Raw genomic sequence first — 21669 nt, forward strand, 5'->3', positions numbered from 1 at the left:
GGACGCTCCCGCGGCGGACTGACCACGAAGATCCACCTCGCCGCAGACAGCCGTTGCCGACCGCTGGCGTTCGTCATCACGCCCGGCCAGGCCGGCGACGCACCAGCGTTCACGCAGGTCATGGACCGGCTACGGGTACCCAGGCGGATCGGCCGTCCCAGGATCACCCCGGATGCGGTTCTTGCCGACAAGGCCTAATCGTCGCGGGCGATCCGACGGTATCTGCGGCGGCGCGGGATCCGGGCGGTGATCCCGCAACCCGCCGACCAGGCCGCCAACCGCAAACGGCTCGGCCGCCGTGGTGGCCGCCCACCGGCCTTCGACCGCGAGGCCTACAAGCAGCGGAACACCGTCGAGCGCTGCATCAACAAGCCAATGCCGCGGCCTGGCCACCCGCTACGACAAGACCGCCACCATCTACCTCGCCGGACTCCACCTCGCCGCCATCTTCATCTGGTCAGCGAGGCGATCCGAAGGAAACGGCTTAGACGCCAGCTGGAACCTCACCGTCAACTCTGACCGGGCGTTCGAGCCCATGGCGTCGGTTCTGGCTGTGATCACCAAGGCCGATACCGCGACCCATCTCGACGGTCAGCGCCGCACTCGCCCTGGTCCGTCACCGGGCCATGAGATCGGTGAGTCGATCTTCTTCAGCCAAAGTCCCAGCCGCCGGAGTGGGCGGACGCTTGCAGGGGAGAGATGATCACGCGATGGGGGGCACCCGGTCGCGCGGGCGGTTCTCTGTTGATCCTGCCCGCAGAGCCACCGTCTTGGGGAGATCCGATGTCTGTACACGGTCCGTTCGTCTACTCCGCGTCGCGGAGAGCCGCGCTCTCCGCCACCGCCGCCCTGGCTTGCGCATGCGGCCTGGTCATAGCGATACCCGGCCAGGCGTCGGCCGCACCGTCAATCACCTGCACCGTCAACTTCGTCGAGGTGTCGGGGACGACGATCCACGGCACCAGCGGTGACGACACGATCCGCTGCGGGGAAGGCGTCGTACGCGGTACGTCCGTCGAAGCCGGGGCCGGGAACGACACGATCATCGTCCTGGGCGAGACCTCGTCGGGCACCCCGAGCGGCAACGGCCAGATCGGCAACGACGGGACCATCGACGGCGGCCCCGGCAACGACACCATCTTCGTCAGGGGCGGCGACGCCGACAGCGGATATGTGACCGATCGCGGCGGGAACGGCGGGGACGGCAACAACCGGACCATCCTCGGCGGAGGCGGCACCGACCACATCACCGTCATCGGCGGCAGCGGAGGCGAGGGAGGAACCAAGAGGGGAGACGGCGGCACCGGCGGCATCGGCAACGACGGCAGCATCACCGCCCAGGGCACCGTCATCGCCGGAGGCGGCCCCGGCGGCAGCGCGATGTCGCCCGCCAACTGGGACGCCGACGGCGGAGCGGGCGGTGACGGCAGCAACAGCGAGATCTACCTGCTCGGCAACCCGGACAACCGGGCAGTGATCAGCGGCGGGCCCGGCGGGAACGGCAGCGCCGCCGGCGAAGGCGGCAACGGCGGCCACGGCACCGACGGGGTCACCCAGGTCACCGGAACCGTGGACATCCGCGGCGGCAGGGGAGGCAGGGCCGGTCACCAGGGCGAGGAAGGCGGCAACGGCGGCCACGGCAACAACGACCAGCTCGTCGTCACCGGCCCCACCCACCCCGCCGGCACCCTCCTGGGAGGCAACGGCGGCCCCGGCCGCCCCGGCGGCGCCGCCGGCCTGGCCAACAACGGAACCCTCACCGGCGACGTCACCGCCCTCGACGGCACCACCGGCCCCACCCTCCCCTGACCCCGGCCACCTACTCGTCAGCACGACCGAAGAAGTACGCATGTCGAAGCTCAAAGACCCGGTGAAGTGGTTCAACGAGTCGAGGGGCTCCGCGTTCATCACGCCCGCCGACGGCGTCTAGGGCGTGTTTTAGAAGTGGATCAAGTGGTGACGTCCGGAGCCGATGAGAGCCGTATGCTGCACTCGCATGAAGGATCTTGGTAGTCAGATCGCGTACTGGGACAGCGTCGGCGCAACGAAGACGTTCACCCATCCGGTGAATCTCAGCTGGCTGGCGGGGGTGGGTCCGGATGCTCGGGTCCTGGACTACGGCTGTGGATACGGCCGTGTCATGGCCGAGCTGAGCGAGCACGGCTTCCGTGACGTTTCCGGCGTGGACCTGTCTCCCGCGCTGATCGAGCGGGGCCGTCAGTTGCGGCCCGACCTGCGCTTCGCCGTCCTGGACTCTCCGCCGGACCTGACATACGCGTCGGGGAGCCTCGACGTGGTCCTGCTGTTCGCAGTGTTGACGTGCGTCCCCGACGGCAATGCTCAACGGGCGCTGGTCGACGAGTTGAACCGCGTTCTGGCGCCCGGCGGGCTGCTCTACGTCAGCGACGTGGCCCTCCAGGACGACGAACGAAACCACAGCCGCTATGCCGCCTACGCCCGGCAATTCGGCACGCCGTACGGGGTCTTCGCCACTGACGACGGTGCGGTGTGTCGTCATCACGACATCGCCGAGCTGCGCGCCCTGCTGTCGGGCTTTGACCTGGTGGACGAGCACCGGATCGAGGTCGCCACGATGAACGGCCACCGGTCGCAGGCGGTGCAGTTGCTGGCCCGCAAGCAGTAACGATCACAGCCACTCGTTGATGGCCGCGATCAGCACGGTTGCCTCGTAGCGCACGGAGAGCTTGTCGTACCTCGTGGCGACCGCCCGGTGCTGCTTGAGGCGGCTGATCCCGCACTCGACCGCGTGGCGGGCCTTGTAGTCCTGAGAGTCGAAGGCGGGCGGGCGGCCACCGGCCCCACCACGGCGCTCGCGGTTGCGGACCTGGTCGGCCGGCTCGGGGATCGTGCACCTGATCCCGCGTCTGCGCAGGTAGGCACGGTTCGCGCGGGAGGAGTACGCCTTGTCGCCCCGCACCCTCAGCGGTCGGTTTCGTGGCCGGCCCGGACCAGTCCTGGGCACTCGGATCGCGTTCAGGACCGGCTCGAACTGCGGGCTGTCACCCCGCTGCCCGGCGGTGACCAGCAAAGACAACGGCTTCTGGCCCTGCTCACACACCACATGGATCTTCGTGGTGAACCCGCCCCGCGACCTGCCCAGCCCATGGTCGTCCGGCTCGGTGACAACCCCGCCAGGCGGTTCCTTCTGCCCGGCGCCGTCCCGGCGGGCACCGGCTGCGTGCTGGTGAGCCCCGGCAGACCGTGGAGTCGACGTTGACCTCCCAGGTGATCAACCCGGCCGCGTCCGCCCTCGCCTGCAACAACGTCAGCAGCCGGGCCCACACACCCTGCCGCTGCCAGCGCTGGAACAGCCCGTACACGGTCTGCCAGGGCCCGTACTCATCCGGCAGATCACGCCACGGGACCCCCGTCCACACCCGCCACCGCACACCGTCCACCAGCCGCCGCCGACCCGGCGACCTACGACTCACACCCGCCTCAGGCAGCAACGACTCCAGCACCGACCACTGCTCATCACAAAGATCCCCGCGCCCCACACCGTGATCATTACGGCGCGAGGAGCGAACTGGAACCCGACTTAAAACACGGCCTAGCCCTAGAAGGAGCCGAACTTGCTTGTCGGTGAAGCGGTGCATGGCGGCGACGGCGGCGTTGTGGGCGAGCCATGTCCTCGTCGCCGTGGGCCGACGTGACGAACCCGTTGCCCCCTGGCCGCTTCAGGCGTCAGGAGGCAACGGGCTTTACCAACGTAAGGAGACTAAAGGTTGTCCCGTAACTCGAATGGCGTGAAGGCGCTGGTCGGGACATGGGTGTTGTGTCTGCGATCGACGACGAACTGGTGCCCTTCTTCACGGGGTTGACCGTTGGACCGTTCCGGAAGCTGGTGCGTGTGGTCCGCCGTCGCGGCGGTCACGTGCTGGATCGTCGACCGTCACATTCCGCTGCCGGCCCTGGATCTGCCGCGGGCCCGGCCGCGGGCGGACGAGGTGGTGATCGTGGACGGCACCGCAACGACTGCACGGCGTTCGCCGCGTCGGGGATCGACCGGGCGTGCGGCAACGCTTTCGTCCTGGCCGACGGGGCCTATCGGGGCACCGGATGCCTGATCCCACACCGGCGGCAGCCCGGACAGGCGGAGGTGACTGGCTGGAGAGCCGACCACAACCGCAGTCACCGCAAGGTCCGGGCCCGGGTCGAGCACGTCCCTTCCCGGATGAAGAACTCGAAGGTCCTGCGCGACTGCCGCCGCAAGGGTGACGGTGTGTTCTGGCAGCCAGCGCGAATCGCACACATGCACAACCTCGCAATGAGCGGATAGCCACCCAAGATCCCTGCAGGTCAGACCTGTTCAGCAGTTGCGGGAAAACCTTCACCTCATGGGTGTGCTCACTCAGAAGGAACTACACCCAGCCTCGACGAGACCGGCGCAACCTCAACCGATTGAAACAGCCGGGTCTCGCCGGAGTCACCGACAGTCGCTCGTCGCTGAACCGACGAAACCGATCACGCGGGGCCCGGTCCGCCGACACCCCGGGCCCGCAGCCCGTTGACCGTCACCGCCAGCAGCTGCTCCCGGCGCTCGGGTGTCCGCTCGATCGCCCAGGCGGTGGCGGCGATCAGGGAGTACAGGGTGGTCGGGTCGACGCCGGTCCCGGCGGCGCCCGCCTGCTGGGCACGGGCGAGCAACTGCGCTCCGCCGTCCCTGACGTCCCGGCAGGTGGCGTACAGATCCGACGCCGGGTCGGTGACGGCGTCCATCAAGGTCTCCACCAGTCCGCGGTAGGTCGCGGCGTGGTCGACGGCTTTGTGTAGCCACAGCTCCAGCCCCTCCCACGGATCTCCCGCCGCCAGCAGTTCATCGGACTGCGCCCGCAGGCTGCGCAGACTCTCCCCCAGCAGGGCTTCAAGGAGCGCCTGGCGGGTGGGGAAGTGCCGGTAGAGGGTCACGTTTCCCACCCCGGCCGTACGCGCGATGTCGTTCAGTGACGCGCTGACCCCCTCGCGGGCGAACGCCGCCTCCGCGGCGGTGAGCAGCCGCTCACGATTCCGCCGCGCGTCCTTGCGGCCTGTCGGTTGTTGTGTCCCGGGTCCGGCGGCCATGGGAGAACCCCTTCACTTGCGAAACGAGGAACCTCCTCGTATGTTACCCGACAACAAAGCGAGGAGCTTCCTCGTTTTGCTGTCGAGCTGCTGTCGGGTTGCTGTCGATCGGGGAGGACGTCATGGCCGGAACTCTGCGGAACGCGCCGAGGTCAGAGGTGCGGAAGGAAGAGGGAACTGCAAAGAAGGACCGCAGACCCGGCATGGTGCTGCTGACCGTGCTGCTGTGCCAGACGATGTTCATCCTCGACACCAGCGTCGTGAACATCGCCCTGCCCGCGATTCAGCGCGACCTCGGGTTTTCCGCCGCGGGACTGTCCTGGGTCCTGAACGCCTACCTGCTCGCGTTCGGCGGCCTGCTGCTGCTCGGCGGGCGGGCCGGCGACCTGCTCGGGCCGCGGCGGGCACTCATCACCGGGGTCGCGGTGTTCACCGCCGCCTCACTCGCCGGCGGCCTGGCCACCTCGGGAGGGCTGCTGCTGGCGGCCAGGGCGGGGCAGGGTGTGGGTGCGGCGCTCGCCGCGCCGACGGTACTGGCCCTCATCACCACCCACTTCCCGGAGCCGGCCGCGCGGGCCCGGGCGCTGGGCGCCTACGCCGCCGTGTCCGGATCCGGTGCCGCACTCGGACTGATCGCCGGCGGCGTGCTGACCGACTGGCTGTCCTGGCGCTGGGTGCTGTACGTCAACGTGCCGATCGGCGCCGCCCTGCTGGTCCTGGCAGTGATGTACGTCGACGGGGCGGAACGGCGTACAGTCCGACTGGACGTCGCCGGCTCGCTGACCTCGACCGCCGGAATGACCGCCCTGGTGTTCGGACTCATCCGCGCCGCCGAAGAAGGCTTCAGTGACGCCCGCGCACTGGCCGTCCTGGGCGCGGGCGTGGTCCTGCTCGTCCTGTTCCTGGTGATCGAAGCGCGCAGCGCCCAGCCGATCACGCCGCTGCGGCTGTTCGCCGACCGCGACCGCGCCGTCGGCTACCTGGCACTCCTGTTCCAGATGGCGGCGGGCAACGGCATGTTCTTCTTCCTCACCCAGTTCCTCCAGGAGGTACGTGGCTACCGCCCGCTCACCGCCGGACTCGCCTTCCTGCCGCTCACCGCACTGATCCTGGCCTCATCCCACGTGGCCGCCCGGTTCGTGCCGCGCACGGGCCCCAAGCCCTTGATCGCGGCCGGGGGCGCGGTGATGACGGTCTGCCTGCTCTGGCTCGCACAGCTGACGCCGGGTTCAACGTACGTGTTCGCGCTCCTCGGGCCGATGGTCATCATCGGTGCGGCCATGGGGGTCCTGCTGGTCGGCATCACCACCGTGCTCATGACGGGAGTCCGCACCGAGGACGCCGGGGCGGCCTCCGGTCTGCTCAACGTCATGCAGCAACTCGGCGGCGCGCTCGGCCTGGCGATCCTCATCACCGCCTTCGGCACCGCCACGCGTGACGCACAGGGGACTGCACACCAGGTGCTGACCGATGGCGTCACCACCGCTTTCACCGTCGCGGCTGTGCTCACCGGGTGTGTGCTGGTGTCGTCGCTGCTGATGCGCAAACGGGTCGGCGCGGACGCCTGACCTCGAGCGCGGGCCGGGGCCCTGTGACACGGCCCCGGCCCGACCTTCACCCGGGCCACGGGCTCACCTGCCCGCTACCCAGGCATGTGCGTCGTCTGCAACATCCCCTAGGCACTCGCAATGGGCGGATAGCCACCGACCATCCCCCCAAGTCAGACCTGTTCAGCAGTTACGGGACAGCCTTTACGAGCTCGTGCGTGGTAGGCGGTGAGACGTCGAGGATCCCGGCGGGGCTCGCTGTTCACCTCTGCCGTGCGGGGATAAGGTCCGCGGTTTGCTGATGGGAGAGCAGGCCGGCGACAGCCTGGACGGTGTCGCTGATGTGCTCGCGGCGGCCGAGATGCCGGGCCAGGGACCGCCAGTTCTTCAGGTGGGCGATCCCGTGCTCGACCCGGATGCGGCGTGAGGAGTGCGCCTTGCGCTGTCGCTCGTACATCTCCTCGTACCAGGCGGGAGCGTCCTTCTTGAACCTGCGGTGCGGTGGTGTCACCACCTGGCCGCCGCTCTGGGCACCGAGGCCCTGGTAGCCGGCATCAGCAAGGACCTCCACCGGTGGGCCATCCGCCAGGAGCTTGAGCAGCCCCAACTGGCGGGCATGAGTGATGTCCGCGCAGCTACCGGGCTCGGTCGGGCTGCACCACAGCACGCGGCCCTTGCCGTCCGTGACCACCATGGATTTGACGGCGTTCTGCTTGTTCTTGCCGGAGGTGAATTTGTCCCGGTCCTTGCGTCCGGCGGCGGGCCGCCGGACCCGGACCTCAGCGCCGTCGATGATGCCGGTCTTCCCGCTGGCACCAAGGTGCTCGACGACCTCGGCCAGGGTCCGCAACCGCACGCCAGGACTGACGGTGCACCCCCGCCCGGCAAGCAGGGGCCGCACCTCGCCGATGGCCCGGGTGATGGTGGAGCGGTCCACACCGAACCAGCAGGCCAGCACATCGTGAGTGGCCCCGTGACGGAGATGGACGAGGGTGGCCAGGAGCCGGTCGACGAACACCAGCCGGTGCTTCGCACCGGCCTCCACGGACCGCTTCCGTGGTCGAGCGGAAAGCCTGACCTGATGACGTTCATGCCACAACGGGCCTACCTCGGCGACGAGTTCAGAAATCACCTCCGCCGACAGGCCCGTGATCCTGCGGTTGCTGATGATCACGGCACGAGACGCGTTCCCCATCACTCGACCATGATCGACCATCCAAGGATCGACGTCTCACCGCCTACCACGCACGAGCTCGTAAGGCAGGCACTGGCGTCTGCGGACGTGTCGGACCGTATGACGGGTGTCGACTCCGAGGTCGATCGGACGGGCGCCGGCTGTGGTGGTGAACGCCGGTGGCTGGGGCCGTGCGGGTGAGAACCGTCCTGGCAGGCCACTCGAACGAGTGACCGTTCGGCCCAGGGGGTGATGCGGACCCGTGGGCGGGTGGGAAGGTGGCGTCGCCGTCCCGACGGTCCGGCGGGGCGCAGGCGATCGGAGCCGACCGTGGTAGCAGAGCGAAGCCGTAGCCGGCCGGGCATGGGCCATGCGGTCGTGGTCGGTGCGGGCATCAGCGGGCTGTGCGCCGCCCGGGCGCTCTCCGGGGTCTTCGATCACGTCACCCTGGTCGAGCGGGACACCTTCGCGGCGGCCCCCGCGGTCCGGCGTGGCGTCCCGCAGGGGGCGCACGTGCACTCGCTGACGCCCGGGGGAGCAGTGGTCCTGGAGGAGCTCTTCCCCGGGTTCGTCGAGGAGCTGGCGGCCGACGGCGGCACGCTCGCCGGGGCGCTCGACGAGCTGGAGATCGTGTTCTTCGGCTCCCGTCTGCGGCAGGTGCCGCTCGGCCGGGTGCTTCAGGTGAGTCGGCCCTTCCTGGAAGACCGTCTGCGCGAGCGGGTCGGCGCCCTGCCCGACGTCACCGTGCGGTCCGGACTGGAGGCCATCGAGCCGATCACCGACGGCTCCGCCGGGGTGAGCGGCGTCCGGCTGGCCCGCCCGGGCGAGCCCGGGTCCGCCGAGGAGGTGGCTGCCGACCTGGTGGTGGACGCGATGGGCCGTGCCGGCCGTGGCGCGGCCTGGTACCGGGCGCTGGGCTATCCGGAGCCCCGGGTGCGGCGCCTGCACGTGGACGTCGCCTATGCCAGCTGCCGCTACCAGGTGGCCCCGGGTGCCCTCGGGCCGGCCAAGGGCGTCCTGATCGGCGCCACCCAGACCCGCCCACGCGGCGCCGTCCTCACCCAGCAGGAGAACGACGCCTGGGTGCTCTCCCTCTACGGCTTCGGCAAGGGCCACCACCCGCCACACCAGCAGCAGGACTTCCTCGCCTTCGCCAGGGACCTGCTCGCCCCCGACACCTGGCGCGGGCTCCAGAGCGCCGAGCCGATCACCGGCATCTCCTCCTTCGCCTACCCCGCCGCCCTCCGCCGAGACTTCCACCGGCTGCGCAGCGCGCCCGAGGGGCTGGTCTCGGTCGGTGACGCGGTCTGCAGCCTCAACCCGATCTACGGCGCCGGCATGACGGTCGCCGCCCTGGAGGCGAAGGCCCTGCGCAGGTGCCTCGCCAAGGGCACGGCCGGCCTGCCCCGGCGCTTCCATCGGGAGGCCGCCCGGGCCGTCCGGCTGCCCTGGCTGTTCTCCACCATGGCCGACCGGTCCATGCCACAGGTCCCCGGCACCCACCCCACGCTGGCCGGTCTGCTCGCCCGCTCCTTCCAGGCCACCATGCGCGCCGCCGCCACCGACGCCCGGGTCGCCGCCGCCGTCTGGAACGCCGTCAGCCTGACCGGCTCACCCGCCGGCCTGGCCCGCCCCCACGTCGTCGCCGCCGTGCTCCGGCACTGGCGGCCCGGCTCGACCACCGCCGCCCGCCGAAAGGACTGATCCTCGTGTCAGAGTTCGACGAGAACGAACGGAGGGAGTTCGTGGAGCGCTGGGTCGGCATGTGGGAGTCGCCCACGGCGGCCGACGACGCCATGGCCTACTACACCGAGGACGCCGAGATCGTGGACAAGGCGTTCGGTCACACATACCGGGGCCACCACGAACTACGGCAGTACTTCAGCAATGCCATGGAGCTCTTCGCCAACATTCGGTCCGTCTGCACGGGCGTGCTCGTCGGTCGCACCCACGCGGTGGCCCACGTGCGGTACACCGCGACGATCCGGAAGCCGTTCCTCTGCCTGCCGGAATCGGCCCGGGGACGGGAGTTCTCGCTCTACCTGATGGCCCTGCTCGAATTCGCCGAGGACGGCCGGATCACCCGGGGCGTCGACGCGTACGACCGTGCCGCCGTCCTCCAGCAACTCGGCCTGCTCCCCGAAACCGCCCTCCAGCCGGCCACCCACGCCACCCCTTTCAGCGGCGGACCCCGGCCGGCTGACGGGCCCCTTTAGCCGCTGCCTTCCGACCACGTCCAGGGCGGGCTCGTCGTCTCCACGGGCTCGGCGTGGACGTGCGGGGGGCACCGGCCGATGCTGCAATGGGGACAGGACTGCGTCCGGCTCGTCCGTCGAGACGCGGCACCGACGGGGTGGGGTCCGTCGCGTCCTTCCCAACTGTGTGTGGAGTGGTCATGAGCGATGAATTCGAGGACATGGGGCCGGTGGACTACCTGGTCATCGAGTTTCCCGGCAACCGTATGACGGGCAAGGGACTGCCCCTTCTCCTCGATCTGGTCGACAGAGGAATCATCCGCATTCTCGACCTCTCGTTCGTCCGGAAGGACGCCGACGGCAGTGTCGTCGGCGTGGAGCTACGGGATATCGACGCCGACGGCGAACTGGACCTGACCGTGTTCGAGGGCTCCGCATCAGGACTCCTCGGTCAGGACGACCTCGACGAGGCGGGGACGGCCCTGGAGGCGGGCAACTCGGCCGGCATCCTCGTCTACGAGAATCTCTGGGCCGCGCCCCTCGCGCGGGAACTGCGGCGCGGCGGCGCGCAGCTCGTGGCCGGCGGGCGTGTCCCCGTGCAGGCCCTGCTGGCCTCGCTGGACGCCCTGGAGGAATCGGGCGGCAGCGCCGCCTGACGCCGGCGGACGACAATCGAAGGAGGATCGACATGCCAGGACTTCTTCGCGGCGTGGCGCGCACCGCGGTAGTGGCCGGGACGGCGACCGCCGTCTCCAACAGGGTCTCGCGTCGCCAGGCGGGCCGCTGGGCCCAGCAGGAACCGGCGCCGGCGCAACAGTACGCACCACCGCCGCCACCGCCGTCGGCCGCGGCCACCGCCCCGGCCGACGACATGAGCAGCAAGATCGCTCAGCTCAAGGAACTCGGCGAGTTGAAGGAACAAGGCGTGCTGACCGAGGCGGAGTTCGCGGCCCAGAAGAGCAAGATCCTCGGCTCCTGACGCCCTGAGCGAGCTGCCCGTGCCCTGGGGTCCGCTCCTTCCGGCCACCGGAAGGAGCAGACCCCAGGGCGGGAGCCCCGGCACCGATGCCTCGGCGGGCGAACCGCCGGGCATCGGTGCCGAGACACCGCTGTCTAGGCACCGCTGTCTAGGCATCGGTGCCGGGCTTCGTCGCCCGTACGGTCAGGTGCCCGTCGCCACGCGTCCGAGCCAGATCCAGCCATGGGTGCTGGCCGTGTCGCCGCCGTTCCAGGCGTAGACCTCGGCGCTGTTCCCGGCGCCCGCCAGGATGTAGTCCGCGTGACCGTCCCCGGTGAAGTCGCCGAGCTGGACGCGCGTGTGGTCGTTCGTCGCGCCGGTGGCGACCTGGCCGAGGGGCTCCCAGCCGTGCCCGGGGTCGCCGCCCCGGTTGAGGTGGGCGTCGACATGGCCGTCGGGCCAGACGATCTGGTAGTCGGCCTTGCCGTCGCCGTCGAAGTCGGCGAACCGGACCCGGGACCGGTCCGCGCTCACCCCGGTCGCGATCCGGCCCAGCCACTGCCAGCCGCCGCCGATGTCCCCACCGCGGTTGAGGTGGGCGAAGACCTGCCCGCCGTCATCAAAGTTGAGGTAGTCGGTGCGGCCGTCCCCGTCGAAGTCCGCGAACCGGACCTTGGACGGGTCATTGGTGATGCCCGTGGCCACCTGTCCCAGGTTCTGCCAGCCGCCGCCCGGGTCACCGCCGTGGTTCAGGTAGACCACGACCGACCCGTTGGGGTTGATCATCAGGTAGTCGGCCTTGCCGTCGCCGTCGAAGTCGGCGAACCGGACCCGGGACCGGTCGGTGGTCAGACCGGTCGCGACGCGGCCGAGGTACTGCCACCCGCCACCGGTGTCGCCGCCGTGGTTGAGCCAGGCGGCGACGTTCCCGTTGTCCGCGACGGTGAGGTAGTCCAGCTTGCCGTCGCCGTCGAAGTCGGCCCATCGCACCCGGTCGCCGCTGTTGCCCACCTCGTTGGCCGCGACGGGAGTCCGCGCGCGCTTCCCGTCGATGGCGAAGTCGGCGCCGAAGGCGCGCCCGTCCGCGCCGGGCGCGATGCCCGGCCAGCCGATGACGGTGTTGTCGGCCTTGCGCGCCCAGAGGTCGGGCAGCCCGTCGCCGGTGAGGTCGCCGACCGACCCGACGGTGGGGTACTCGGCCCGGGTGATGCCGTAGCCGATCCTGACGCGGCCGGCGGTGCCCCAGGTCGCGGGGTCGAGGCGCCCGTTGCCGCCCTTGCTGCCGTAGCTCCGGTAGAGGTCGCCGGTGGTGTCCTCGCGCAGCCACAGGTCGGGGACGCCGTCGCCGTTCACGTCGCCGGGGGCGATGACGGTGAACCGGTCCCAGTCCCCGTTGCCGACCAGCACCGGGCCGCCGTCGTTGTCGAGCGTCTTGGCGGCACGGTTGCCGTAGTAGGCCCACAGCTGCCGGCCCTGCTTGACCAGCAGGTCGGGGACGCCGTCCCCGTTCATGTCCCCCGGGGCCACGATCTGCTCGGCGTCGGACCAGTGGTCGTCGCCGCTCCAGTCGTCGCCGTAGTCGCAGCCGAGGTCGGGGTCCTTCGCCGGGCAGGCGACGGTCAGCTCGACACTGTTGTCGCTGACGGTGCCCTGCCCGTTGTTCGGGTAGACGAACAGCTTCTTGCGCTTGTCGTTGGCGACGTACTGGAGGGAGACGAGGTCGTTGTAGCCGTCCTGTCCCCAGTCCCCGGACGCCGTCACCTGCGCGCCGTCGAAGGTCATGCCGCCGTTGCCGGCCGGGGAGAAGGTGCCGCCGCCCTGACCGGCGTAGGTGACGAGGCGGCCCTCGCCGTCCGCGCTCCAGATGTCCCGGTTGCCGTCCCCGTTCAGGTCACCGGGGCCGTCCCGGTCCTGCGAACGGGTCGCGTAGTAGAGGTACGTGGCGAGGTCGGAGCGGTTGCCCGCCGCGTCGACGCTGTACGCGTACACGTAGTGGGGGCCGTATCCGGGCGGGGTGATCGACACCCCGCCGCCGGGAGCCACCGAGCGGGTGCGCGGATCGAAGTCCGTGGACCAGCGGATCTCCTTGACGTCCGGCACGCCGTTGGCGCCGAAGGTGAAGGTGCCCGCCGTGCGCGCCCGGCCCGTGCCGGCGGGCCAGCCCTTGTCGCCGTTCGGGAAGGTGGTGGAGTCGATCACGGGCTGCCGGTCGGGCCGGGTGCGGTCCACGGAGAACGCGCAGGTCTCCGACCAGCCGGAGGGCAGCCCGTCGCCGTCCACGGCCCGGACCCGCCAGCGGTAGTCGCCCGTGGGCAGCGCGGTGTCGGGCACGGACCAGGTCGCCACCCGGCCGCGGTTCGCGGAGATGGTGGTCGTGGCGGACGGAGTGCCGGAACCGGCCGGGAACACCTGGAACTCGGCGTTCAGGTTGCCGGCGTCGGGGTCGTCCACCAGGGCGTACACCGAGACCCGGGTGTTGCCGACCAGACCGCCGTTCGCGCAACTGGTGGCGGGGTTCGTGCCCAGGCCGGAGGGGGTGCGAGGCGGATTGTTGTACGCGGTCTCCAGCGTCGCCGTCTTGGGGTCGAAGCGCTTCCAGCCGAAGGTGTCGCTCTCGTTGGAGGCGTACAGGCCCAGGTTCACGCTCGCCCAGTTGCCCGCCGCCGCCTGGCGCGCGAGGGCGGTCGCGTCGAACTCCAGATTGCCGGCCGCGCATGTCGAGCTCCAGCCCTTGGAGTCGTTGACCGTGTCGAGCCGGGAACCGCGGGCGGGCTGGTTGTTCCAGGTGGTGGCGGAGGATATCGAGCCGGTGCTCCACAGCTCCACCGGGCGGTCCTGGCAGGACCAGGACCAGGTGTTGCGGATACGGAACGTCGACTTCTGTACCTGCGCGCCCCTGATGTCGGACGTGTCCATCTGGAAGAACGAGCGGGACAGGCCGTTGGTCTGGGCCTCGTACCCGACCCGGACGTCGTCCTTGCTGTTCCAGTACGAGGTGGTGGGGTACTTCTTGTACGCCCGGGTCCAGTTCTGGCGGTTGCCCCACGCCCATGACGGGTCGATGAACACCGGGTAGCGCGTCGAGCCGCCGGTCAGGAGTTCCTGGTCGGGCGTGATCTGGAGCGAGCCGCCCGCGACCGTGGTGTCCATGTGCGCGTCCCGCGCGCCCGCCGGCGGGGTGAACAGGTCACCCGGTGCCGCCGGTTCGGCCTCGGAGCTCGCCGCGGAGGCGGAGCCGGCGGCCGGACCGGACGCGGAGCCGGCGGCCGGACCGGACGCGAGCGACCGCGCGGCGAGCGCCCCGGTCCCGCTCTCCGAGGAGACGGTCGTCGAGTCCCACATCAGCGGCGACGGGCTGGTGAACACCGTCTGGCCGGCCGGGTTGACGGCGGTCAGGGCGCCGGTCGCGGCGTCCGCCGACACCGTCAGGCCGACCGTGTCCAGCTTGAACTTCAGGGTGGCGAGGGCCGGATTCCGCGCGGCCTCCGCGGTCTTCACGACGAGGAGCTGGGAGAAGCCCTCCACCTCCGCCTTCAACTGGAGGTCCACGCCCGGCAGTACGTCCGCGTACGTGGCGACGTTGGCGTCCAGGGCCGGGCGCGGCAGGGCGGCCGGCCACGACAGGGACAGGGTGCGCCCGTCCTTGACGCCGCTGAGCAGCGGCATGGTGCCGCCGCCGGAGAACCTCACCGAGACCGTCGTGGCCTTGGCGGCCACCGCCCCGTCCGCGGTGAACTCCAGGGTCGGGTCCGTCGGCACCCAGCGGCCGTCGCGCAGCACCCGGACCGGCGTGCCGTAGCGCTTCACCGTCCACGAGCCGGCCGGCTGGGCCCAGGTGTCCGAGGACTCCGTGCGGGCCGAGACGAGTTCGTACGGCTGGCCCGTCTCCTTCGCCCGCTTCAGGGCGAAGTCCTCCTCGCTCATCGAGCCGTCGGCGACGGGGTCGGGCTCGACCCAGGCGGCCGCGGCGGGTGCAGCCGTGACCGCCGTCAGGGCGCCGGCGCTCACGCCGACGGCGAGGACGAGCGCCAACGCCCGTTCGAGCGCCCGTCTGTGCCGGTGGGACCGGCGGGATCCGTGATGGTGCATGCGTGCTCCTCGGTTCGTTACCGAGGCGGGACTCTACCCAGGTCAGCGCGATGGTCCAGGCCGTTCACCCGCCGTTCCCGGCTCCTGACGGTCCCTCTCCCCCGCCCCCTGTGAACGGTCAATCTCCGTTCCACGGCGCCTGTTACGGTACCCCGATCATTCCAAGATCTTTGAAAGGTACATGGTGAGACGAACCATCGGGCGAGGGCTGGCAGCCTCGCTCACCGCGATCGTGCTCGTGGGGATGCTCCCGGCGTCCTCCATAGCCGACGCGAACAGACCCGGCGGGCCCTCCCTGCCCGAACTCCACCAACCGAAGCCCGTTCCGGTCGCCCCCATGACAGCGGGAGGCACCAAGCGCAAGGACGACGCCGCCGCGCACCCCTGGAAGGGCGCGCGCCCCGTCACCTGGCCCCTCCCGGGACGCACCACGCTCGACCTCGGCGCCGTCCCGGCCGGAGCGCGCCGCTCGGCCGCCGGCAAGGCGGGTTCGCTGCCCGTCACGGTGACGAGCACCGCCGCCGCGCCCGGCGCCCGGTCCCGGAGCGCCCTCGCGGCGAAGCCCGGGGCGACGAAGCCCGCAACGACCCGGGTCGACGTGACCGTCGCCGACCGGGCGGCCACGCGCAGGGCCGGAGTGGACGGCGTCCTGCTCTCGGTGCGCCCCGCGGCGGGCACCACCGGCTCCGCCGCCTCCGGCCGGTCAGAAGTCTCCGTCGACTACGCGGCGTTCAAGGGCGCCTACGGCGGCGACTGGGCGGCGCGGCTGCGCCTCGTCGAGCTGCCCGGCTGTGCGCTGACCACGCCCGAACGCGCGGAGTGCCAGCGCCGTCGGCCGCTCGCCGGCCGCAACGACACGGAGAAGCTGCGGGTCTCGGCCGAGCTCCCCGCCGCGTCCGGCGCGGGCGCCCCCACCGGAGCGGCGTCGGCCCGCACGGCCGCGTTCTCCTCGGGCGGCGCGACCGTGCTCGCCCTGACCGCGGGCGCGGGCGGCTCCTCCGGCGACTACAAGGCCAGCCCCCTGCAGGCGTCGGGCGCCTGGAGCGCCGGCGGTTCCACCGGAGCCCTCAGCTGGAACTACCCGGTCAAGGTCCCGTCCGTGCCGGGCGGTCTCGTCCCGGGCATCGCGCTCGGCTACAACTCGCAGTCGGTGGACGGGCGTACGGCGGCCTCCAACAACCAGCCCGGCTGGCTCGGTGACGGGTGGTCCTACGAACCCGGCTTCATCGAGCGCCGCTACATCGGCTGCGAGGACGACAAGACCGGCGGCACCAACACCACCAAGCGCTTCGACGAGTGCTGGTTCGGCGACAACGCCACTCTGACGCTGGGCGGCAAGTCCACCGAGCTCGTGTACGAGTCCGGCAAGGGCTGGCACCCGGAGGCGGACTCGGGCGAGAAGGTCGAGCGCCTGACCGGGGCGGCGAACGGCGACAACGACGGTGAGCACTGGAAGGTCACGACGCCCGACGGCACCCAGTACTTCTTCGGTCTGAACCGCCTCCCGGGCTGGAGCGACCACGGCGCGGCGGCGGACGACCCCGTCACCGACTCCGCCTGGACGACGCCCGTCTTCGGCAACCAGCCGGGTGAGCCCTGCTACAACGCCAGCTTCCCCGCGGGCTGGTGCCAGCAGGCCTGGCGCTGGCAGCTCGACTACGTCGTGGACCCCCACGGCAACGCGATGGCGTACTACTGGAACACCGAGAAGAACAACTACGCCCGCGCCTACGACTCGACCACGGGCAAGGGGTCGCCGACCCCGTACGTGCGCGGCGGCTGGCTCGACCACATCGACTACGGTCTGCGCGGCGACGCCGTCTACACCGGCAAGCCGATGGGCCGGGTCGACTTCGGCGTCTCCGAGCGCTGCCTCACCGGGTGCGGCACCTTCGACGAGACCAACGCCAAGAACTGGCCCGACACCCCGTTCGACCAGTACTGCAAGGACGGGGACGACTGCAAGGACCGGTTCGCCCCGACGTACTGGTCCCGCAAGCGCCTGACGACGATCACCACCAAGGTCCTCACCGGCGGCGTCCACAAGGACGTCGACGTCTGGACCCTGGACCAGGACTTCCCCCCCTCGGGTGACGGCATCTCCACCCCGATGTGGCTGAAGTCCATCACGCACACCGGCAAGGTCGGCGCCGATCTCACGCTGCCCCCGGTGACGTTCGCGGGCGAGCAGCGCGCCAACCGGGTCGACAGGACGGGCGACGGTCTCGCGCCGTTCGTCCGGCTGCGGATGTACCAGATCACCACCGAGACCGGCGGCACCATCGGCGCGTACTACTCGCAGCCGGACTGCACCGCGAGCTCCCTGCCCCCGGCGGACGCCTCCAACACCACGCGCTGCTTCCCGGTGAAGTGGGCGTACGAGGGTGAGACGGCGAAGCAGGACTGGTTCAACAGCTATGTGGTCACCCAGGTCGTGGAGGGCGACAACCTCGTCGAGACGCCGGACAAGGTGACCTCGTACGCCTATCTGGACGGCGCCGCCTGGGCGAAGAGCACCGACGAGTTCACCAAGGCGGAGGACCGCACCTACTCCGTCCCGCGCGGCTACGGCCGGGTGCAGACCCGCACCGGCGCGGCCTTCGACCCGAAGACCCTCACCGAGACCCGGTACTTCCGCGGGATCGACGGGGCCCAGGTCGCCGACTACGCCGGCCGGACAGCCACCGACCGCGAGCAGTTCGCGGGGATGCCGCGGGCGTCCGCCTCGTTCGACGGCGACGACACGAGCAAGCTGGTCTCCGCGACCGCCACGACCCCGTGGCGCTCGGCGCCGACGGCCACCCGCGCCCGGACCGGTCTGCCGGACCTCCAGGCGTACCGGACGGGTGTCGAGAAGGAGGAGTCGCGCACGACCGTCTCCGGCGGCACCCGCGAGACCGCGCTGACCCGCCACTTCGACTCCTACGGCATGGTCGACCAGACGTCCGACCTCGGTGACGTGGACAAGGCGGGCGACGAGTCCTGCACGACGGCGTCCTACGCCCGGAACACGGCCGCGTGGATGGTCGACCGGGTGTACCGCACGGAGGTGGTCGCCGGGGCGTGCGACGGCGCGATCAGCCGGCCCGCCGACGTCATCTCCGACAACCGCAGCTACTTCGACGGCGCGACCGATCCCGCCACCGCCCCCACCAAGGGCGATGTCACCCGCCTCGAGTCCATCAACGGCAGCGGCACCGGGTACGAGGTCACCAGCACCACCCCGGTGGGCGACTTCGACGTCTACGGCCGCCCGCTGAGCACGACGGACGTGTACGGCAAGAAGAGCACGACAGTCTTCACCCCGGCCGTCGGCGAGGTGCCCACCACCACGGTGGCCACCAACGCGCTGGGCCACCAGATCACCACGGTCTCCGACCCGCTGCGCTCCCAGCCGCTCACCGTCACCGACGCCAACAACCGGGTCACCACGACGGCGTACGACCCCTTCGGTCGGGTCGTGAAGATCTGGACCCCGACCCGGCCGGCAGCCACCTACCCGACGTCGCCGACGTACACCTTCGGCTACACCGTCCGCAACGACGGCCCCAACGTCGTCGCGACGAGCACCCTCGACCACAACTCGGTCTACCGCACGGCCTACTCCTTCTTCGACGGCCTGCTGCGTGCGCGGCAGACCCAGACCCCGTCCCCCGACGGAGCCGGGCGGCTGATCCAGGAGAGCTTCTACGACACCCGCGGCCTGGTCTGGCGCGACTCCGGCACCTACTTCGCCACCGGAACGGCCGGACCCGTCCTGGTCACCGGCGAGGAGCTGAACTACCCGTCCTCCACCGACACCCTGTACGACGGGGCGGGCCGGGTCACCGACGTCGTCTCCCGCAGGTTCGGCGACGAGACCAAGCGGACCAGCACCGTCTACACCGGTGACACCACCACGGTGGTGCCGCCGCGCGGCGGCACCGCCGCGACGACGGTGACCGACGCCAAGGGCCGCACCAGCGAGATCCGGACGTACACCGACGCGGCCCGGACGGCGTTCCGGACCACCCGGTACGCCTACGACAAGCGCGGCTTCCTCGCCCGGGTCACCGACCCCTCGGGGGCCGCGTGGAGCTACGGCTACGACGTCCGCGGCCGGCAGGTCCACGTCGACGACCCGGACAAGGGCATCACCGACACCACCTTCGACCGGGGCGACCGGGCCACCGACGTCACCAAGGCCGGCGGCGTCACGCTGCACAGCGACTTCGACGACCTGGGCCGTCAGACCGCGCTCAAGCGGGGCACCACCACCCTGGCGACGTGGACGTACGACACCGCCACCGGCGGCAAGGGCAAGCCGGCCAAGTCCACCCGATGGATCGACGGCCTGGCGTACGAGGAATCCGTCGTCAACTACAACGGGGCCTACAGCCCGGTCGGCACCCAGGTCACCGTCCCGGCGTCCACGGAGAACGGCGCGCTGGCCGGCACCTACAAGTGGACCACCAGCTACAACATCAACACCAACCAGGTGATGTGGGTCCAGCAGCCCGCCATGGGCGGACTCCCGTCGGAGAAGCTGGTCAACACCTACACCGCGGCCGGCGGCCTGCCGAACACCATCGGCGCGGGCACCGACCCGCTGATCTCCGCGATGACGTACGACCACTACGGCCGGGCGACGCGGACCGAGTACGGCGAGTTCGCGAAGCACCTGTGGTCCTCGTTCGAGTACGACGAGCACACCGGCGACCTGACCCGGGCGGTCACCGACCGGGAGCTGGCGCCGCAGCGCATCGACGACACCCGCTACACCTACGACCCGACCGGCAACATCACCTCGGTGAACACCGTGTCGGGCCAGGACGCGCAGCAGGTGACGGACACCCAGTGCTTCACCCTCGACGCGCTGCGCCAGATCACCGAGGCGTGGACGGCGGCGTCGACCGCCCCGGGCGGCTGCACCGCCGGCCCGTCGGCCTCGACGGTGGGCGGACCGGACGCGTACTGGACCACGTACGCCTACGGGGTCACGGGCAACCGGACGAGCGAGGTCCAGCACACGACGGCGTCCGGTCCGACGGGTGACATCACCCGGACCTACGGGGCGCCGCCCACCGGCAAGCACAGTCTGCCGTCCGTCAGCCAGACGGGGCCCGGCGGGAACGTCACGGAGGCGTACGGCTACGACGCCGGCGGGCGCACGGTCAGCCGCAAGACCGGCACGGCCGCCGAGCAGAAGCTGGAGTGGGACGTCGAGGGCCATCTGGCCAGGACCACCCAGGGCTCCGTGGTGACGAGCTACCGGTACGACGCGGCCGGCTCCCGGCTGTTCCGCACCGACTCCACCGGCACCACCCTCTACCTGCCCGGCGGCAACGAGCTCAGGACGGGCGGCGACGGCAACGTCACCGGCACCCGCTACTACTCCGCCGGCGGCACCACGATCGCGCTGCGGACGGGCGGGAAGCTGACCTTCCTGCTCGCCGACCACCACGGCACCGGCACGACCCAGGTCGACGCCGCCACGCAGACGATCGTGCGCCGCAAGACGGGCATCTTCGGCGGACCGCGCGGCGCGCAGCCCACCGCCTGGACCGGCGACCGTGGTTTCGTCGGCGGTACCAAGGACGCGGACACCGGGCTCACCCATCTCGGGGCGCGCGAGTACGACCCGGCCATCGGCCGGTTCGTCTCGGTCGACCCGGTCATGGACCTGAACGATCCGCTGCAGCTCGACGGCTACGGGTACAGCCACAACAACCCGGTCACGCGCAGCGACCCGTCGGGGCTCTACGACCCGGACCTGATGGCGTACTGCCAGGCGAACCCCGGCGAGTGCCAGGGCGGGCGGCTCAGGCACGTCGACGAGAGCAGGCCGCTCACCGCCGACGTGGACGGCAAGGGCAAGATCACCACGGTCTACGACAAGCAGGGCGTCCCGCACCACATGACCGACAAGCCGGACGCGTCCGGCGCGAAGGCGTTCGACACCCTGAACGACGACCTGAAGCGGGCCGGGATGTACTACGACCCGAAGACGGGCAACGGCGTGCAGTACCTGCTCCAGGACGACTCACAGGCGGGCAAGACCACGGTGCGGAAGGACGCGCCGATCAAGGACATCGACGGCAACGCCGTCAACGCCGAGACGACCGCCGACTTCGTGAAGGTCACCTGGAAGAACGGGCAGATCGTCGACGTCGAGACCGCGGACGCCACCGAGTCCACCCGGGGCGTCGCCGACAACCACGGGACGATCGACAAGAAGCTCAAGAACCAGACCGGCACGGTCGTGTTCGTCGCCAAGGACATGGCCCAGGCGGAGGAGTACGCCGCCCACTACCAGAACAACCCGAACGTCCGGGTGATCTACCCGCCGGGTGACTTCGACTCCCGGCGGCTCGTGCCCCCGACGCCGAAGACGGTGCCGAAGCCCGGCCCGATGAAGCGGCCCAAGGGTCCCAAGGTCAAGGTGAAGTTCCCCGGCATCGGGGCGATCATCAGCGGCATCCAGGCGCCCATCTACATCCGGGACTACGGCTGGACGCGCGGCGGCTGGGAGATGTTCAAGGACTCGGTCGACCCGTTCGGCTTCACGGACAGCCAACCGGATCCGTTCTTCCCCGAACCGCCGTCCACCATGTGCGACCCCTCGGGGCCGAACTGCGCGTAGGA

The 21669-nt window shown here is 70.7% G+C and carries 12 protein-coding genes and 2 pseudogenes; 10 read left to right on the plus strand and 4 right to left on the minus strand.

Annotated elements, in window-relative coordinates; genetic code table 11:
- From AB0Q96_RS20265 to AB0Q96_RS20275, 3 genes and pseudogenes are all read left to right on the plus strand, one after another.
- Positions 1-457 (plus strand): annotated as a pseudogene (locus AB0Q96_RS20265) (IS5 family transposase); the annotation flags it as partial.
- A gap of 326 nt (positions 458-783) precedes the next feature.
- Positions 784-1809 carry a hypothetical protein gene (locus AB0Q96_RS20270; RefSeq protein ID WP_365327258.1) on the plus strand — a complete coding sequence of 342 codons (1026 nt, stop codon included), beginning with the start codon at positions 784-786 and terminating at the stop codon, positions 1807-1809.
- A 187-nt stretch (positions 1810-1996) separates the two neighbouring features.
- Entirely contained in the window at positions 1997-2644 is a 648-nt protein-coding gene (locus tag AB0Q96_RS20275) for a methyltransferase domain-containing protein (protein WP_365327259.1), read from the plus strand.
- A gap of 3 nt (positions 2645-2647) precedes the next feature.
- Here AB0Q96_RS20275 and AB0Q96_RS20280 read toward each other — a convergent pair.
- Positions 2648-3518 (minus strand): IS5 family transposase gene (locus AB0Q96_RS20280; RefSeq protein ID WP_365327261.1). Its coding sequence is split into 2 segments (ribosomal slippage): positions 2648-3211 and positions 3213-3518, totalling 870 coding nucleotides; the frame shifts between segments, so codons are not numbered across the junction.
- A gap of 467 nt (positions 3519-3985) precedes the next feature.
- Between AB0Q96_RS20280 and AB0Q96_RS20285 the strand changes: the two are divergent.
- Positions 3986-4300, plus strand: a pseudogene (locus AB0Q96_RS20285) (transposase); the annotation flags it as partial.
- A 185-nt stretch (positions 4301-4485) separates the two neighbouring features.
- Here AB0Q96_RS20285 and AB0Q96_RS20290 read toward each other — a convergent pair.
- The gene (locus tag AB0Q96_RS20290) at positions 4486-5082 is read right to left on the minus strand and encodes a TetR/AcrR family transcriptional regulator (RefSeq protein WP_365327263.1); all 597 of its coding nucleotides are present in this window, start codon (positions 5080-5082) and stop codon (positions 4486-4488) included.
- Between the two features lie 122 nt (positions 5083-5204).
- Between AB0Q96_RS20290 and AB0Q96_RS20295 the strand changes: the two genes are divergently transcribed.
- Complete coding sequence (locus AB0Q96_RS20295) at positions 5205-6650, plus strand: MFS transporter (protein ID WP_365327265.1); 1446 nt, start codon at positions 5205-5207, stop codon at positions 6648-6650.
- Positions 6651-6891: 241 nt separating this feature from the next.
- On the opposite strand, the gene AB0Q96_RS20300 is transcribed toward AB0Q96_RS20295, so the two are convergent.
- Complete coding sequence (locus AB0Q96_RS20300) at positions 6892-7803, minus strand: transposase family protein (RefSeq protein WP_365327267.1); 912 nt, start codon at positions 7801-7803, stop codon at positions 6892-6894.
- A 363-nt stretch (positions 7804-8166) separates the two neighbouring features.
- On the opposite strand from AB0Q96_RS20300, the gene AB0Q96_RS20305 reads away from it, so the two are divergent.
- From AB0Q96_RS20305 to AB0Q96_RS20320, 4 genes are all read left to right on the plus strand, one after another.
- Positions 8167-9507 (plus strand): hypothetical protein, encoded by a 1341-nt coding sequence (locus tag AB0Q96_RS20305; protein ID WP_365327269.1) that lies wholly within the window; start codon positions 8167-8169, stop codon positions 9505-9507.
- A 5-nt stretch (positions 9508-9512) separates the two neighbouring features.
- Complete coding sequence (locus AB0Q96_RS20310) at positions 9513-10019, plus strand: nuclear transport factor 2 family protein (RefSeq protein ID WP_365327271.1); 507 nt, start codon at positions 9513-9515, stop codon at positions 10017-10019.
- A gap of 179 nt (positions 10020-10198) precedes the next feature.
- On the plus strand, positions 10199-10654 hold the full coding sequence (locus tag AB0Q96_RS20315) for a DUF6325 family protein (protein ID WP_365327273.1): 456 nt from the start codon (positions 10199-10201) through the stop codon (positions 10652-10654).
- 32 nt (positions 10655-10686) lie between these two features.
- A complete protein-coding gene (locus AB0Q96_RS20320; RefSeq protein ID WP_365327275.1) occupies positions 10687-10977 on the plus strand; it encodes an SHOCT domain-containing protein in 291 nt (96 codons plus the stop codon).
- Between the two features lie 183 nt (positions 10978-11160).
- Here the strand turns inward: AB0Q96_RS20320 and AB0Q96_RS20325 are convergent, their stop codons facing one another.
- The gene (locus AB0Q96_RS20325; protein WP_365327277.1) at positions 11161-15045 is read right to left on the minus strand and encodes an FG-GAP-like repeat-containing protein; all 3885 of its coding nucleotides are present in this window, start codon (positions 15043-15045) and stop codon (positions 11161-11163) included.
- Between the two features lie 337 nt (positions 15046-15382).
- On the opposite strand from AB0Q96_RS20325, the gene AB0Q96_RS20330 reads away from it, so the two are divergent.
- Complete coding sequence (locus tag AB0Q96_RS20330; protein WP_365327279.1) at positions 15383-21667, plus strand: RHS repeat-associated core domain-containing protein; 6285 nt, start codon at positions 15383-15385, stop codon at positions 21665-21667.
- Positions 21668-21669 lie beyond the last annotated feature (2 nt).

Source organism: Streptomyces sp. NPDC093111 (assembly GCF_040683955.1).
GTDB lineage: Bacteria > Actinomycetota > Actinomycetes > Streptomycetales > Streptomycetaceae > Streptomyces.